Source organism: Rubrivivax rivuli (assembly GCF_004016505.1).
In the GTDB taxonomy this organism is placed as follows: domain Bacteria; phylum Pseudomonadota; class Gammaproteobacteria; order Burkholderiales; family Burkholderiaceae_C; genus Rubrivivax; species Rubrivivax rivuli.
The window spans coordinates 906,246-922,814 of sequence record NZ_SACR01000001.1; the positions used below are offsets into that span (position 1 = coordinate 906,246).

Annotated in this window: 6 protein-coding genes; 2 read left to right on the forward strand and 4 right to left on the reverse strand. The window is 70.4% G+C overall.

Annotation, left to right across the window (positions count from 1 at the left end):
- Positions 1 to 5: 5 nt before the first annotated feature.
- Together EOE66_RS03890 and EOE66_RS03895 are read left to right on the forward strand one after the other, a co-directional pair.
- On the forward strand, positions 6 to 1,571 hold the full coding sequence (locus tag EOE66_RS03890) for a DUF1501 domain-containing protein (RefSeq protein ID WP_205702616.1): 1,566 nt from the start codon (positions 6 to 8) through the stop codon (positions 1,569 to 1,571).
- Between the two features lie 61 nt (positions 1,572 to 1,632).
- The gene (locus EOE66_RS03895) at positions 1,633 to 3,684 is read left to right on the forward strand and encodes an ATP-dependent helicase (RefSeq protein ID WP_245478883.1); all 2,052 of its coding nucleotides are present in this window, start codon (positions 1,633 to 1,635) and stop codon (positions 3,682 to 3,684) included.
- 57 nt (positions 3,685 to 3,741) lie between these two features.
- Here the strand turns inward: EOE66_RS03895 and EOE66_RS03900 are convergent, their stop codons facing one another.
- The 4 genes from EOE66_RS03900 to EOE66_RS03915 all read right to left on the reverse strand — a co-directional run bounded on the left by EOE66_RS03900 (position 3,742) and on the right by EOE66_RS03915 (position 16,555).
- Positions 3,742 to 14,031, reverse strand: coding sequence for a choice-of-anchor D domain-containing protein (locus EOE66_RS03900; protein ID WP_128227339.1), 10,290 nt, complete (start codon positions 14,029 to 14,031; stop codon positions 3,742 to 3,744).
- Positions 14,032 to 14,304: 273 nt separating this feature from the next.
- Entirely contained in the window at positions 14,305 to 15,486 is a 1,182-nt protein-coding gene (locus EOE66_RS03905; RefSeq protein WP_245478884.1) for an AgmX/PglI C-terminal domain-containing protein, read from the reverse strand.
- On the reverse strand, positions 15,486 to 15,995 hold the full coding sequence (locus EOE66_RS03910) for an ExbD/TolR family protein (RefSeq protein ID WP_128227340.1): 510 nt from the start codon (positions 15,993 to 15,995) through the stop codon (positions 15,486 to 15,488). Before EOE66_RS03910 ends, EOE66_RS03905 begins: the two co-directional genes overlap by 1 nt.
- Positions 15,995 to 16,555 (reverse strand): ExbD/TolR family protein, encoded by a 561-nt coding sequence (locus EOE66_RS03915; protein WP_128227341.1) that lies wholly within the window; start codon positions 16,553 to 16,555, stop codon positions 15,995 to 15,997. Before EOE66_RS03915 ends, EOE66_RS03910 begins: the two co-directional genes overlap by 1 nt.
- Between the last annotated feature and the right edge of the window lie 14 nt (positions 16,556 to 16,569).

Below are 16,569 nucleotides of genomic sequence, written 5' to 3' on the forward strand. Positions count from 1 at the left end.
ACACCATGAAGATCAACCACCGCCTCGAACGCCGCGCCTTCCTGCAACACGCCAGCGCCATGGGCCTGCTGGCCGGTGCCGGCGCCCCCACCGCGCTCAGCCTGCTGGCCGCCGGCTCGGCCTCGGCGCAGACCGCGCCCGATTACAAGGCCATCGTCTGCCTCTTCCTCTTCGGCGGCAACGACAGCTTCAACATGGTGCTGCCCACCGATGCCGCCAGCTGGCAGGCCTACAGCACCACGCGCAACCAGGCGCCCGATTCCATCGCGCTGCTGGCGCCGGGGGTGGTGCCCAACGCCGGCGCGGCGGTGGGCTCACCGGCGCGCCTGGGCGGTGTGCTGCCGCTGAACCCGTTGAATGCGAACGGCCTGAACACCGGCCGCACGCTGGCCCTGCACCCGCTGATGGGCGGCGTGCAGCAGCTCTTCGACACCGACCGCCGCCTGGCCATCGTGCCTAACGTGGGCCCGCTGATCCGGCCCACCACCAAGGCGCAGTACGGCCAGAGCACGCACCCCAAGCCGGCCAGCTTGTTCTCGCACAACGACCAGCAGAACACCTGGCAGGCCTTGGCCGCCGAAGGCGCCACACGCGGCTGGGGCGGGCGCATGGGCGACGCGCTGGCCTCGATGAATTCGCGCACGGTGTTCACCAGCATCTCGGCCAGCGGCAACGCGGTGTGGCTGGCGGGGCAGACGGTGCAGCAGTACCAGGTCAGCACCAACGGCGCCATCCGCATGGGCGCCGACAGCAACGGCCGTGTCTACGGCAGCGCCGAGGTGGCCACCGCGCTGCAGCGCATCGCGGCCACCAGCCGTGGCACCCACGTCTTCGAGCGCGACCTCGCCGGCATCGGCCAGCGCAGCATCGACGCCGAGACCACGCTGCGGACCGCGCTGCGTGCGCCCAGCGAGCCGGCCTTTGGCACCGCGCCGGCCACGGGCGCCTACAACGCCGGCAACGACCCGAAGCTGCGCTACCTGAACCCGCTGACCGGCCAGCAGACGGCCAACGGCCTGGCGCAGCAGCTGCAGGTGGTGGCGCGCATGATCGATGCGGGCATCAGCGGCGCGACGGGCGTGCGCCGGCAGGTCTTCTTCGTGAGCCTGGGCGGCTTCGACACCCACGACCTGCAGAACCGCAACCACGCCGACCTGATGGCACGGCTGAGCCAGGCGCTGAGCTACTTCGACGGCGCCTTGGGCGCCCTGAACGCGCGCAGCAACGTCACGCTGTTCACTGCCAGCGATTTCGGCCGCACCTTCACCAGCAACGGCGACGGCACCGACCACGGCTGGGGCAGCCACCACTTCGTGATGGGCGGCGCGGTGCGCGGCGGTGATGTCTACGGCCGCCTGCCGACGCTGGGCGTGAAGAACAGCAACAACAACAACTTCGACAGCAGCACCGACCAGCTGGGCAACGGCTCGCTGCTGCCCGAGGTGTCGGTGGACCAGCTCGGGGCCACGCTGGGCCGCTGGTTCGGGGTGAGCGACAGCACGCTGCTGGAGATCTTCCCGAACCTCAGCAACTTCGACGCGAGCAAACGCAACCTGGGCTTCATGGCCTAGGCGCGCAGCGCAGCCCGCGTCAGCGCCGCGCCGGGGGGCGCTGGCTATCATCGCGCCCCTCATGAACGCCCCGGCCCCCGCCTCGCTCAACAACGCCCAGATGGAGGCCGTGCACCACCTGCACGGGCCTTGTCTGGTGCTGGCCGGCGCGGGCTCGGGCAAGACGCGCGTGATCGTGCACAAGATCGCGCGCTTGCTGCAAAGCGGGCTGGAGGCGAAGCAGATCGCCGCCATCACCTTCACCAACAAGGCCGCGGCCGAGATGCGCGAGCGTGCCAAGCAGCTCATCGGCGGCAAGGCCGCGCGCGAGCTGGCGGTGAGCACCTTCCACTCGCTGGGCGTGCGCATGCTGCGCACCGATGGCACGCGCATCGGGCTGAAGGCCAACTTCAGCATCCTCGACAGCGACGACGTGCTGGGCGTGATGCGCGAGGCCGGCGGCACCACCGACGCGGCCCTGGCGCGCCGCTGGCAGTGGGCGATCAGCCTGTGGAAGAACCAGGGCCTGAACGCCGAGACCGCCGAAGCCGCTGCCACCACGCCCGACGAGCAGGTGGCCGCGCGCGTGATGCGCCTGTACCAGGAGCGGCTGGCGGCTTTCCAGGCGGTGGACTTCGACGACCTCATCACGCTGCCGCTTGCGCTGCTGCAGCGCGATGCTGAAGCGCGCGCCAAGTGGCAGGCCACCTTCCGCCACGTGCTGGTGGACGAGTACCAGGACACCAACGCCGTGCAGTACGAGCTGCTCAAGGCGCTGGTGGGCGAGCGCGCGATGTTCACCGCCGTGGGCGACGACGACCAGAGCATCTACGGCTGGCGCGGCGCCACCATCGAGAACCTGAAGAAGCTGCCGCAGGACTTTCCGCAGCTCAAGGTGATTCCGCTGGAGCAGAACTACCGCAGCACGGGCCACATCCTGCGCGCGGCGAATGCGGTGATCGCGAAGAACCCCAAGCTTTTCGAGAAGAAGCTGTGGAGCGAGTTCGGCGACGGCGAGCCCGTGAAGCTGCAGGAGAACGACAGCGAGGAGCACGAGGCCGAGCGCGCGGTCTCGCGCATCCAATCGCTCAGGGGCAACGACGGGCGCAACAAGTTCTCTGACTTCGCCATCCTCTACCGCGCCAACCACCAGGCGCGCGTGTTCGAGCAGAAGTTGCGCGCGGCACAAATCCCGTACAAGGTCAGCGGCGGCCAGAGCTACTTCGATCGCGCCGAGATCAAGGACCTCTGCGCCTGGTTGCGCCTGCTGGTGAACCAGGACGACGACCCGGCCTTCCTGCGCGCGGCCACCACGCCCAAGCGCGGCATCGGCCACACCACGCTGGCGGCCCTGGGCGAGTTCGCGTCGAAGTGGAAGATCAGCCTCTTCGAGGCGCTGTTCTCGCCCAGCCTGAACACCGTGCTCAAGGGTAAGGCCATCGAGGCGCTGCAGCAATTCGGCCGTGAGGTCAGCGACCTGGAGCACCGCGCCCGCCACACCCAGGGCTACGAAGAAGCCAAGGCGCTGCTGATGGGCTGGCTGAAGGACATCCAGTACGAGCAGCATCTCTTCGACGGCGAAGACAGCGAGAAGCTCGCCGCTGCGCGCTGGGGCAACGTGCTGGACTTCGTCGACTGGATCGCCAAGCGCTGCGGCGGGCAGATCAGCCAGGAGGCCGGCGCCACCTTCGAGACCGAGCGCCAGACCGTGCTGCAGGTGGCGCAGACCATCGCCGTCATCATCAGCCTGGCCGAGCGCGAGGGCGACCAGGACGTGGTGACGCTGTCCACGCTGCACGCCAGCAAGGGCCTGGAGTGGCCGCACGTGGTGCTGGTGGGCGTGAACGAGGGGCTGCTGCCCTTCCGCAGCGGCGACGAGGAGATGACGCCCGAGCGCCTGGAAGAAGAGCGCCGGCTGATGTACGTGGGCATCACGCGCGCGCGCAGCACGCTGGTGGTGAGCACGCTGCGCCGCCGCAAGAAGGGCCGCGAGACGGTGCAGGCCGTGCCCAGCCGCTTCATCGCCGAGATGAAGCTCAGTGAACAGGTCAGCAAGGAAGACCCGCGCGAGCGGCTGAAGAAGCTGCGCGAGCGGCTGGTGGCGCAAGGCCCGGGCGAGGCGCCCAAGGCCTGAGCGAAGGGCCTGCCGCCGCTTGGCCGTGCGACGGCAGGCCCCGGGAGGCCGCCGTCGTCAGTCTTGCCGGGGCTGCATGCGCCGCCGCACCAGGCTGCCGATGGCCAGCACGCCCAGCGCCATCATCAGGTAGGTGCTGGGCTCGGGCACGGCCACCACGCTGCCCTGCAGGTGCAGCGTGATGTCGCCCAGCCCCAGGTCGGGGCCGCTGCCGTTGGTGCTCTGGCTGCTGAGCACCAGGGTGCGCGCGAAGCTGCCTTCGGTGCCGAGGTCGAACTGGATGGTCAGCCCGGCCAGCGTGGCCCCGGCGGCCAGCCCGCTGAAGGGCCCGAAGCCCGTCACGCTGAAGGCTCCGCCACTGCCCAGAGCCCAGCTGCCTGCCAGGGCATCTGCCGGGCCGGTAGCCCCGTTGCCCAGCACCAGGCTCGTGCTGAGGCTGCCGCCTTCGGCCAGCACGGTGCCGAAATCGAGCGTGTAGCTGAAGGCCCCGCCGCTGAAAGTGCCGCTGCCGCCGGTCTTGCTCAGCACCGCCTGCGCCAGGTTGTTCACCTGGCCCTGCAAGGTGAGGCCCACCGGGGCCAGCTCCAGATCGGCCAGCTCGGGGTTCTGGCTCGTCAGCGCCACGGTGGCGCTGCCGTTGAACACCCCGGCCGCGGCCGTGGCGAACTGCACCTGCAGCGCTGCGTTGTTGCTCGCGCCCGCCGCCAGCCCTGCCACGCTGCCGCTGGTGCTGAAGGCGCCGGTACCGCCACCGATGCTGGCCCTGAGGGTGTCGGTCAACGCGCCGCTGGCCGTGTTGCTGACAGTGACCGTGCGCGCAGCCACCACGTCGCCCACGCGCACGGTGCCGAAGTCGATCACCGTCGGTGCCACCTGCGCCACCGCCGGTGCATAGACGCGGCCGGTCAGTGCCACGCTGGCGCCGGGCAGGTTGAAGTCGGGCGCGCCGCTGGTGGTGCCGGCGCTGCTGGAGACCAGCGCCACACCCACCGCACCGCCGAAGCTGCCCGCCGTGCCCGTGGGCAGGCTGATGCCGAGGCTGCCGCTGGCGTTGGGCGCCAGCACCAGAGCGGCCCCCGGGCTGGTGCCCGCGGGGCTGCTGGCGATGCTGGCGTTCAGCCGCTCGGTGAACAGATCGGGGGCGTTGTTGCTCACGCCGATGCTGCCTTGCAGCGTGGCGTCACCCACGCGGCCCACCAGCACCAACGGCGTGGTGTCCACCACCGGCACGGCCAGGCGGTAGACGTTGCCGCTGACGCTGACGCTCTGGCCAGCCAGGGCCAAGGGTGCGAAGCCGCTGGTGCCGGTGCCGTCGCTCGCCAGCGTGAGCGTGGCCGTGCCGGTCTTGGCGCCCGCGCTGCTGGTGTCCACGCCCACGGCCAGCACGCTGCTGCTGCTGCCGGCGGCCAGCAGGCTGAAGCTGCCGCTGGCCGTGGCGCTGCCGCTGGCGGCGATGCTGGCGTTGAGGCGCTCCGAGAAGCCATCGGCAGCGGCCGTGTTGGCCAGCGTCAGGGCCTGGCTGAGGCTGCCGCCCACGCGTTGGTCGAGCAGGGTGATGCTGGCCGGCGACACCACCGAGGCCTGGGCCAGGCGGTAGACGTTGCCGGAGACCGCCACCTCCTGCGTGCCGATGGCCAGTGCACCGAAGCCGCTGCCGCCCGTGCCGTCCGAGAACAGCGCCACCGTGGCCGTGCCGCCCTTTGCGCCGGCCGTGCTGGTGTCGACACCCACGAACAAGGCGCTGCTGCTGGCGCCTGCCGCCAGCAGGCTGACGCTGCCGCCAGCGTTGGCCGTGCCCGTGGCGCTGATGCTGGCGTTCAGGGCCTCCGAGAAGCCGTCGGCCACGGCGGTGTTGGCCAGGGTGAGGGCTTGCGTCAACGAACCGCCCACCCGCTGGTTCGCCAGAACCACCGGGTTCGGGGTGACGGCGCTGGCGCTGGCCAGGCGGTAGACGTTGGCGGTGACGTTGACCACCTGCGTGCCCAGGGCGATCGGTGCCAGACCGCTGGTACCTGTGCCATCGGAGACCAGCGTGATGGTCGCGCTGCCGGTCCGGGCGCCGCCGCTGGTGGTGTCCACGCCGACGAAGAGCGAGGAACTGCTGCTGCCCGCCGCGAGCCCGCTGAAGGAACCGCCGGCGAGCAGGCCCGAAGTGGCCACGATGCTGGCGTTGAGGCTCTCCGAGAAGCCGTCGGCTGCGGCCAGGTTGCTGAGCGTCAGCGCTTGCGTCAGCGTCCCGCCAGCCCGGACGTTGCCCAGGGTCACCGTGCTGGGCGCCACGGTGCTGGCCTGGGCCACGCGGTAGACGTTGCCGCTGACGTTCACGCTCTGGCTGGCCAGGGCCAGCGGGCTGAAGCCGCTGGTGCCGGTGCCGTCGGAGGCCAGGGTGATGGTGGCCGTGCCGCTCTTGGCACCGGCGCTGCTGGTGTCCACGCCCACCGACAGCGCGGTGCTGGTGGCGCCGGCGGCCAGCAGGTTGAACGAGCCGGTGGCCGTGGCGGTACCGCTGGCAGCGATGGTGGCGTTCAGGCGTTCGCTGAAGCCGTCGCCGGCGGCGAGGTTGGAGAAGCTCAGGGCCTGCGAGAGCGTGCCGCCCACGCGCTGGTTGGCCAGCACCACCGGGCTGGGCGCCACGGCGCTGGCTTCGGCCAGGCGGTAGACGCTGCCGCTGACGTTCACGCTCTGGCTGGCCAGGGCCAGCGGGCTGAAGCCGCTGGTGCCGGTGCCGTCGGAGGCCAGGGTGATGGTGGCCGTGCCGCTCTTGGCACCGGCGCTGCTGGTGTCGACGCCGACGGCCAGCGCGGTGCTGGTGGCGCCGGCGGCCAGCAGGTTGAACGAGCCGGTGGCCGTGGCGGTGCCATTGGCGGCGATGGTGGCGTTCAGCCGTTCGCTGAAGCCGTCATTGGCGGCGAGGTTGGAGAAGCTCAGGGCCTGCGAGAGCGTGCCGCCCACGCGCTGGTGGGCCAGCACCACCGGGCTGGGCGCCACGGCGCTGGCTTCGGCCAGGCGGTAAACATTGCCGGTGACGTTGATCGTCTGCGTGCCGACATCCACCGCGGCCAGGCCGCTGTTGCCGTTCGGGCCGGTGCCGTCGCTGGCGTAGGCCAGCGTGACCGTGCCGCTGCGCGCACCCGCCTGGCTGTTGCTCAGGCTGACGGCCATCGCGCTGCCGTTGCTGGCGCCTGCGGCCAGGTTCAGCACGCTGCCTCCGTTGGCGACGGCATCACCCGCCAAGGCGGAGAAGCTGGCGTTCAGCGCCTCGCTGAAGGCGCCTGCGGGCGCGGTGTTCGCGATGTTGAGGGCCACGCTGGCGCTGCCCCCGCCCACCCCGCCCACACGCTGGTTCGGCACCACGACCGGGGTCGGCGTGGCTGCGCCCGCCGCCAGGTTGAACGCGGTGCCATCGATGGCCACGGCCGTGCTCGGCAAGTTGAACAGGCCCAGGCCGCTGGTACCCGCGCCATCGGAAACCAGTTGCACGGTCGCGCTGCCGCTGCGCGGGCCATCGCTGCCGCCCGCTGCAAAGCCGATCACGAGGTTGCTGCTGCTGGCGCCCGGCGCCAGACCGTTGATCGCACCCGTCAGCGTGACGCCGGCCGAAGTGCTGCCGGCGCTGGCGTTCAGCAGTTCCTGGAAGCCCGTGGGCGCCAGGTTGGTGTTGGTGACCGTGATGGCACGGCTGGCGCCATCGACCAGCCGGAAGTTGCCCACCGTCACCGTGGCCGGCAGCGCCGGCTGTGCGGTGAGGAAGCCAGTGGCCTGAACGGCCACGGTCTGCTGGTTCGTGGCCAGGTTGGTGAAGCTGCCGTCGAACAGCTCGCCGTTGCTGGCGAACTGCAGCAGCACGCTGCCACTGTTCAGGCCGACGGTACCGCTGCTGGAGGCCACGGTCACCGCGCCGGCGGCCGTGGCGCCGGGCAGCACGAAGCCGCCGCCCAGGTTGTTGGTGACACTGAAGTTGCCGCTGGCCGTGGCCGCAGAAACGGCCAGGCGCTCGGCGCCAGCGCCGGTGGTGGTGTTGCTGACGGCCAGGCTGGTGCTCACCGCCGGCAGCACGCCGACGCGGAAGTTGCCCAGGTCCACCGGCCCGGCGGGCGTGGCGGCTCCCTGTGCCAGCACGGTGCTGAAGCCGCTGAGCGTCACCGTCTGCGTCGCGACGTTGCTGAAGTTGCTGACCACGGCCAGGCTCTGGCCGCTGAGCGCACCGCCGCTGCCCGTGGCGTCCAGCGTGATCGAGAAACTGCCGCTGCTGCTGCCTGCCGCGATGGGGCCGAAGTTGGCCGCCACGGTGCCGCTGCCCGACAGGCGCGAGTCGGTGAGGTTGCCCAGGCCCGGGCCGCCCGTCTGCAGCGCGCCGCGGATGCTGGCGCCCGTGCCGCTGTTGGCCACCTGGAAGCTGCGCGTGGCCGTGGCGCCGCCGCGCACGGTGCCGAAGTCGATGACGTAGGTGTTGGCCGTGCCTGCCGCCACCTCACCGGTGAGCGACTGTGCGGCATTGACGCCGACGATCAGGCCGGCCCCGCTGACGCTCGCGCGTGCATCGAAGCTGTTGCCGCTGCCGAAGGCGCTGTTGGTGTAATCACCGAAGACCGTGAAGTTCTGCGAGCCCAGCGCCAGGCTGCCCTGCAGCGCCAGCGTCGCGGCGCTGCTGAGGGCGGCACTGCCGGCCAGGTTCAGCGTGGCGTCTGCCGCGACGGCGACCGTCCCCGCGCTGCCCTGGATGCCCTGGGTGGCCGCCAGCGTGCCGCCGCTGGCGCGCACCGTGCCGTTGTTGGTGATCGCCGCAGCCAGGGTGCCGAAGCCCTCCACCGTGCCGGCATTGGCCACGGCCGCGCCGGCCTGCGTGCCCCCGGCCAGCAGCAGGCGGCCGGTGGACTGGTTGCTGAACGAAGTGCCGCCGCCGGTGAAGGTGCTGCCCGTGCCCACCGTGACGGTGCCGGCGTTCGTGAAATTGCCGGCCGACGCGAAGTTGCGGCCGTTGCGGATCGTGAAGCTGCCCACGCTGGCGTTGGTGGCGAAGTTGGCCAGGCCGCTCGCGCTGGTGCTCGCGTTCAGGAACTGCGAGCCTGCGCCGTCCAGCGTGATGCTGGCGGCGTTGGTCACGACGTTGGCGCCCGTGAAGCTGAATGTGCTGGCGCCCGTGACGTTGAAGCTGCCGCCGCTGAGGGTGGTGCCCGCAAAGTTCGTGAGGCTGTTCAGGCGCAAGCTGCCGGCGTTGACGTTGACGGTGCCGGCGTTGTTGAAGCCGATGTCGATGGTGGTGGTGCTGTTGCCGCTCTTGGTGTACGTGCCGGCGTTGGCGAAGGTGGAGGCGGCGCCGCCGAAGTCTTGCCCGATGCGGTTGGCGAAGGCGTTCTGGTCGAGCCAGGTGCCGTTGTTGTTCAGCGTGGCGGCGCTGCCGGTGCGGATGAGGCCGCCGCTGGCCGAGGTGTTGGACCAGGTGGTGGTGCCGTTGAAGTTGACGGTGCGGCCGCTGGTGATGTCCTTGGCGCCGTTGGTGTTGAGGGCGACATCGCCGTTGAAGGTGGTGGTGCCGGTGCCGGTCATCGTGCCGGAGGTCCACAGCCCGGCGCCGCTGCTGGTGAAGCTGCCGGTGCCGGCGATGGTGCCGCCCAGCAGCTCGAAGCCTGCGGCGCTGGCGGTGCCGTTGGCGTTGAAGGTGCCGCCGCTGGCGCCCAGCGTGCCGGAGAAGGCCAGCGTGCCGTTGGCGTTGACGGTGCCGCTGGAGACGGTCATGCGGCCGGTGCCGGTGCCCAGGGCGATGTCGGTCAGGTTGTGCGTGCCGCCGCTGAAGTTCAGCACGGTGCCAGCGGCGACGTTGAAGGTGCTGCCGTTGCTGGTGCCGCCGCCGCCCAGGCTGAGCGTGCCGGCGTTGACGTTGACGGTGCCGGCGTTGTTGAAGCCGATGTCGATGGTGGTGGTGCTGTTGCCGCTCTTGGTATAGGTGCCGGCGTTGGCGAAGGTGGAGGCGGCGCCGCCGAAGTCTTGCCCGATGCGGTTGGCGAAGGCGTTCTGGTCGAGCCAGGTGCCGTTGTTGTTCAGCGTGGCGCTGGCGCCGGTGCGGATGGCGCCACCGCTGGCCGAGGTGTTGGTCCAGGTGGTGGTGCCGTTGAAGTTGATGGTGCGGCCGGCAGTGGCGTCCTTGACGTTGTTGCCGCTGAGGGCCACATCACCGCTGAAGGTGGTGGTGCCCGAACCGGTCATCGTGCCCGATGTCCAGGTGGCGGGCCCGCTCACGCTGAACGCGCCCGTGCCGGCGACCGTGCCCCCGCTTTGCTGGAAGGTTGTCGCCGCGAAGCTCTGGCCCGCCGAGAGCGTGCCGCCCGTGATCTCCAGCAAGCCACCGAAGCTCTTGGCGGTGGTGCTGTTGACGGTGGCACTGCTGACGAGCAGGCGCGACGTGGCCCCGCCCGTGACGGTGCCGCCGAGCGTGTAGGGGCTGCCGCTGAACTCCAGCGTGGTGCCTGCCGCCAGGGCAAAGCTGCCGGTGCTGCTGCCGCCAGCGCCAAGTTGCAGGCGGCCGGCATTCACGTTGACCACGGCCGTGCCGGGGCCGCTGGCTGTGTTGTTGAAGTCGATGAAGAAGCCCGTCGTGCCGCCGTTGGCCTTGTTGTAGGTGCCCGCGTTGACGAAGGCTGAGGCCGCGCCGCCAAAGTCTTGGCTGACTTGCGCATCCGTGCCGTTCTGGTCGAGCCAGGTGCCGTTGTTGTTCAGCGTGGCGCCGCTGCCCGTGCGGATGCGGCCGGCCGACCAGGTGGTGGCGCCATTGAAGTTGATGGTGCGGCCGTTGGTCACGTCCTTCAGGCCTGCCGTGGCCAGGGCCAGACTGCTGTCGAAGTTGGTGATGCCCGCGCCTGTCATGCTCCCGTTCGACCAGGTCGAAGGGCCTGCGAAGCTCACCGACTGCGTGCCGCCGATGGTGCCGCCGGCCATGGAGAGGTTGCTGAATTGCACCCCGGCCGTGTTGCTGAAGTTGGCCGTGCCACCGGAGGTGGTGAAGGTCAGCGTGCCGCCGTTGTTGGCCACGCTGCCGGTGAAGTTGGCGGTGCCGCCGCTGAACAGCGTGCTGGTGCCGACGTTGTAGCTGCCCGCGATGTTCGTCGTGCCGCCGCTGAACACCACGTTCGGGTTCGCGATGCTCGAGGCCGCCTGCAACTGGTGCGTGCCACCGCCGAAGTCCAGCGCGCCTGCGCCGGCGAAGCTGCCGGTGCTGGTGCCCCCGCCGCTCAGCACCAGCCGGCCGGCATTGACGTTGACCACGCCAGTGCCTGGGCTGCCGGCAGTGTTGTTGAAGGCGATGCCGATGTTCGTCGTCCCGGCGCCGCTCTTGGTGTAGATGCCAGCGTTGGTGAAGGTGGAAGTGCTGCCGCCGAAATCCTGCGAAATGGTGGTGTCCTGGGGGTTCTGGTCCAGCCAGGTGCCCGTGTTGTTCAGCGTGGCGCCGCTGCCGGTGCGGATGCGCCCGCCGTTGGCCTCGGGCGTGCCGGGCGAGCCCGGCACCGCCGGCGTCACCCAGGTGGTGGTGCCGTTGAAGTTGACGGTGCGCCCGTTCGTGATGTCCTTGAGCCCCGCCGAGGTCAGCGCCAGGGCGCCGTTGAAGCTGGTGGTGCCGGCACCAGTCATGCCACCGTTCGACCAGGTCGAGGGGCCCGAGAAACTCACCGCCTGCGTGCCGCCAATGGTGCCCGCTGCCATGGACAGGCTGCTGAACTGCACGCCGGCCGTATTGCTGAAATTGGCCGTGCCGCCGCCGGTGGTGAAGCTCAGCGAGCCGCCGCTGTTGGCCACGCTGCCCGTGAAGTTGGCGGTGCCCCCCGAGAAGCGGGTGCCGGTGGCCACGTCATAGGTGCCGGCCACGTTGGCCGTGCCGCTGCTGAACACGACGTTGGCGACCGTGACGCTGGAACTCGCCAGCAAGGCGAAGGTGCCGCCGTTGAACTCCAGCGAGCCGGCGCCCGCGAAGCTGCCGTTGCCGCCGCCGCCGCCTTCCAGCAGCAGGCGCCCGGCGTTCACGTTGACCACCCCCGTGCCTGGCGTGCTGCGGGTGTTGTTGAAGGCGATGTTGATGTTCGTGGTGCCGGTACCGCTCTTGGTGTAGACGCCGGTGTTGTTGAAGGCAGAGGCCGCGCCGCCAAAGTCCTGGGTGATGGAGTTGGCGAGCGTGTTCTGGTCTTGCCAGGTGCCGTTGTTGTTCAGCACGGCGCCGCCGCCGGTGCGGATGCGGCCTTGGTTGGCGCTGGGCGTGGTCCAGGTGGTGGTGCCGTTGAAGTTGACGACACGGCCGTCGCGGATGTCCTTCAAGCCGCTGGTGTCCAGGGCCAGGTTGGTGTCCAGCGTGGTGGTGCCGGTGCCTGACATCGTGCCGTTGGTCCAGGTAGCGGCCCCCGTGACGGTCACAGACGCAGTGCCAGCCAGCGTGCCGCCGGTGAGGTTGAGGTTGGTGGTGGTGACGCCGCCAGTGTTGTTGAAGGCCAGCCCCCCGCCGCTGATCGCAAGCCCGGCGACGGTGAAGGCCTGGGTGTTGTTGAAGATGCCGGTGCCACCACTGGCGGTGACGGTCGAGCCGATGCCGGTGACGGTGCCGCTGAAGGTGGTGGTGCCGCCGCTGAAGGTGGTGCCGGTGGCGGCGTTGAAGCTGCCGGCGACGGTGTTGGTGCCGCTGGAGAACTCGACCGTGCCGGCGGTGTCGATGCTGGAGGCAGCCTGCAGCGTGTGGTTGCCCCCGAAGCCCAGCGTGGTGCCTGCAGCGCCGCTGAAGCTGCCGTTGCTGGTGCCGCCGCCTTCCAGCTGCAGCCGCCCTGCATTGACGTTGACCACGCCAGTGCCCGGCGTGCTGCGGGTGTTGTTGAACGCGATGCCGATGGCGGTGGTGCCTGTACCGGTCTTGGTGTACGTGCCGGCGTTGTTGAAGGTGGAAGCCGGGCCGCCGAAGTCCTGGGTGATGGAGTTGGCGAGCGTGTTCTGGTCTTGCCAGGTGCCGTTGTTGTTCAGCGTGGCGTTGCTGCCGGTGCGGATGCGGCCCTGGCTGGCGCTGGGCGTGGTCCAGGTGGTGGTGCCGTTGAAGTTGACGACACGGCCGTCGCGGATGTCCTTGAAGCCGCTGGTGTTCAGCGCCACGGCGCCGTTCAGCGCGGTCGTGCCGGTGCCGGACATGGTGCCGTTGGCCCACGTCGTGGCACCCGTGATGGTGACGAGCGAGGTGCCGGCCAGCGAGCCGCCGGTGAGGTTCAGGCTGCCGCTGGTGGCGCCGCCGGTGTTGTTGAAGGCCAGCCCCCCGCCGCTGATCGCAAGCCCGGCGACGGTGAAGGCCTGGGTGTTGTTGAAGATGCCTGTGCCACCGCTGGCGGTGACGGTCGAGCCGATGCCGGTGACGGTGCCGCTGAAGGTGGTGGTGCCGCCGCTGAAGGTGGTGCCGGTGGCGGCGTTGAAGCTGCCGGCGACGGTGTTGGTGCCGCTGGAGAACTCGACCGTGCCGGCGGTGTCGATGCTGGAGGCAGCCTGCAGCGTGTGGTTGCCCCCGAAGCCCAGCGTGGTGCCTGCAGCGCCGCTGAAGCTGCCGTTGCTGGTGCCGCCGCCTTCCAGCAGCAGCCGCCCTGCATCGACGCTGACCACGCCAGTGCCCGGCGTGCTGCGGGTGTTGTTGAACGCGATGCCGATGGTGGTGGTGCCTGTACCGGTCTTGGTGTACGTGCCGGCGTTGTTGAAGGTGGAAGCCGGGCCGCCGAAGTCGTTGCTGATGGCGTTGGCGAAGTTGCTCTGGTCTTGCCAGGTGCCGTTGTTGTTCAGCGTGGCGTTGCTGCCGGTGCGGATGCGGCCCTGGCTGGCGCTGGGCGTGCTCCAGGTGGTCGTGCCGTTGAAGTTGACGACACGGCCGTCGCGGATGTCCTTGAAGCCGGCGGTGCTCATGGCCAAGGCACCGTTGAAGTTGATGGTGCCTGTGCTGCTGATGGTGCCGGAGGTCCAGGTCGATGCCCCCGCCACCTGCAAGGTGCCGGCCCCGGCCAAGGCGCCACCCGTGATGTTCAAGGCGCCGATGCTCGACGCCGCGGCGAAGCTCAGCGTGCCGGAGCTGACCGTCAGCGAACCCGTGCCGGTGAAGCTGTTGATGGTGAAGGCCGTGCGCACCTCGGTGTTGAAGGCGCCCAGCAGCGCGTCGTCACCCACGCCGGGCAGGATGCCGCCGGCCCAGTTGGTGGCGACGTCCCAGAAGCTGCTGCCGCCCAGGAAGGTGCGCGGGGCGGCGTTCAGGCCGTTGGCGCCCAGGGCCAGCAGGACAGCCAGGGCCACGGGCCGCAGGGGGCGCTTGGGCTGGCGGGCGGAACGGCTGGGCAGGCGCTTCGAGGACATGGCAGGACTCCGGGTTCGACGGTCAGACGCAGCGGGCAGCGCACCTTAGGCGCACCGGGTGCCTGGGCGCCTCCCTTCGACAGGGGGCGCCGGCACCTCGCGCAGCAGGGTCACAGACCCACTGCGCACCACGTTCCCATCTTGCCGCGCCGGCGTTACGCAGGCGTTATCGAAGCCCCTCGGTGCGCGGGGCTCGGCTCCCTAGTTCCTGGGGGGAGCCGCCGTGTTGCAGGCCTGAAGCGCGGCCGAACCCCGCGGATGGGGGGTGTCAACTCAGGACGGCAGGAAGTCCACCGGCCAGGTGACGACCATCTGGTCGACATCCTTCGCACCGAAGTCGAACTGGCGGATGCGCGCCAGCAACTTCTTCTCCAGCTCTTCGGCCTTCAGCTCGCTGCTGACGATGCGCAGGCCTTCCACCGCGCCACTCGGCGCGATCTTCAGCTCCAGCACCACCTTGCCTTGCAGCGCCGGGTCGTCGCGCAGCGCGCGGTTGTAGATGGCGTAGATGGCGCCCTTGTTGCGTTCGAAGACGAGCTTGATGTCCTCGATGCTGCGCGTGGCCTTGCCGCTGCTGCCCTTGGTGAGGGTGCCGCCTTTGCCACTGCCGCCACCACCGCCGACGGAACTGCCGGTGCCCTTGCCATCGCGTGCACCGCCACCGCCGGGGCCGCCACCGCCACCACCACCCGCCACGCCTTCCACCAGCGTGGTGGCGCGGCCGGCCAGGCCGCCGCCGCCGGTGTCGCGGCTGTAGGCGGCGGTGTTGATGCCGCCGCTGCCGGTGGTGGCGTTGCTGGTGATCAGCGCGCGCACCGGCACGCCGGGGTCGCGCCCGGCGCCGACGCCCACGCCAACACCCGTGCCCACGCCGGGGCCGGGCTTGATGTCCTGCTTGAGCTGCACCGCGGCCGGTGCGCCACTCAACTCGGCGAGTTCGCTCTTCATCGCCAGCAGGCCCACGCCGCTGGCCTTGCGGCGGGCGTTGTCCAAAGCCACCTCGCCGGGGGGTTTGCCTTCGATGGGCTGGCGCGCCTCGGGCACCGGGGCGCCCTTCTTGGGCGGCACGGGCGGTGCGGGCTTGGCCGCGGCTTCTTTCGGCGCCTCGGGTTTGGGGGCCTCGGCCACTTCGGTGGCTTCGGGCTTCACCGCAGGCGGTGGCGGTGCGGGCGGCGCCACCGGCCGCTCCAGCAGCAGCTTCGCCATGGGCGGCGGCAGCGCGGGCGCGGCCGTGCGTTCGGGCGTGCGCAGCGGCACGAAGGGCAGCGCGATGGCCAGCAGCAGCACCAGCGCGAACAGCGTGCGCAAGATGCGCCGGAAGCGCTGCTCGTCGGCGGCCGACACCGCCCAGGGCAGCATCGCGGCGGCCTTGACGCGCTGCAACTGTTCCAGCGCGGCCAGCGCGCCGGGCGGCAGCGCCGGGTGCGGGGCGGCAGGGAGTGCGAAGCTGCTCATCAGCCCTCCACGCGCTGACGCACCGCGAAGGACACGTCGCTGAAGTTGGCGCGTGCGCAGGTGGCCATCACCTTGCGCAGCAACTGGTAGGGCACGGTCTTGTCGGCCATGATGGTGACGGCCTGCCCCTCGGCCGCGAGGCGTTCGCGGTTCTCGGCGCGCACGGCCTGCCGGCTGGCCAGCACGTCGAGCTCGGCCTTCAGGCCCGGGATCAGGTCGTCCTTGCTCGCCAGGGCCTCGCTGACCAGCGCCACGCGGCGCCCGTCGGCCAGGATCTCGTCACCCGCCACCACCAGCACCACGGTGTCTTTCGGCGCCTGGATGCTGTTGGCCAAAGGCAGCTCCACCGCCTTGGGGCTGACCAGCGTTTCCACGCCGGTGGCGCTGCTGAGCAGGAAGAAGATCAGGATGGTGAAGACGTCGATCAGCGCCACCAGGTTCATGTCCATGGCGGTGCTGTTGCGCGCCTTGCGCTGGGCGCGCTTCTGCAGCGGTGAGAGCGTGGCCATCAGCTGCGGCCTTTCGCGGCGGTGGTGGGGTTCGCGGCGGCGTTCGCTGCTGCACCGCGCACGGGCGCATCCCCCACCGAGATGTTCGGGAAGAGCTCGGCCCGCACCAGCTGCTTGCCCTGCGGCGTGACGGTGCCACGCACGGCGTCCATCACCTGCACCAGCTGGTCGTAGCTGGTGTCGGGCTCGGCCAGCAGCGTGGCTTCACGCTGCGTGGGGAACTTGCCCTTCACCATCACCATCAGCTGCTGCAAGGCCTTGACGTCGTGTTCGACGGCGCCCGGCGTGCCCGCCACGGCCTTGGCCTCGATGCGCTGGATGAGGCCGCCGACACGGTCGCCCACCTCCAGCGCGTCCTTGCGGATGACGACTTCGAGCTGCAGGTTGTCGACCTTGAGCTGGTCCACCGCCGACTGTTGCGCCGGCAACTGCAGGTCCATCACCGCCAGCCGCGTGAACACGGCGGTGGACAGCAGGAAGGGCACCAGCACGACGATCAGGTTGATGAAGGCCGTGATCTCCAGGTGCGGCACTTCCTTGCGCAAGCGGCGCGTTCTCATGGCGCTGCTGCCTG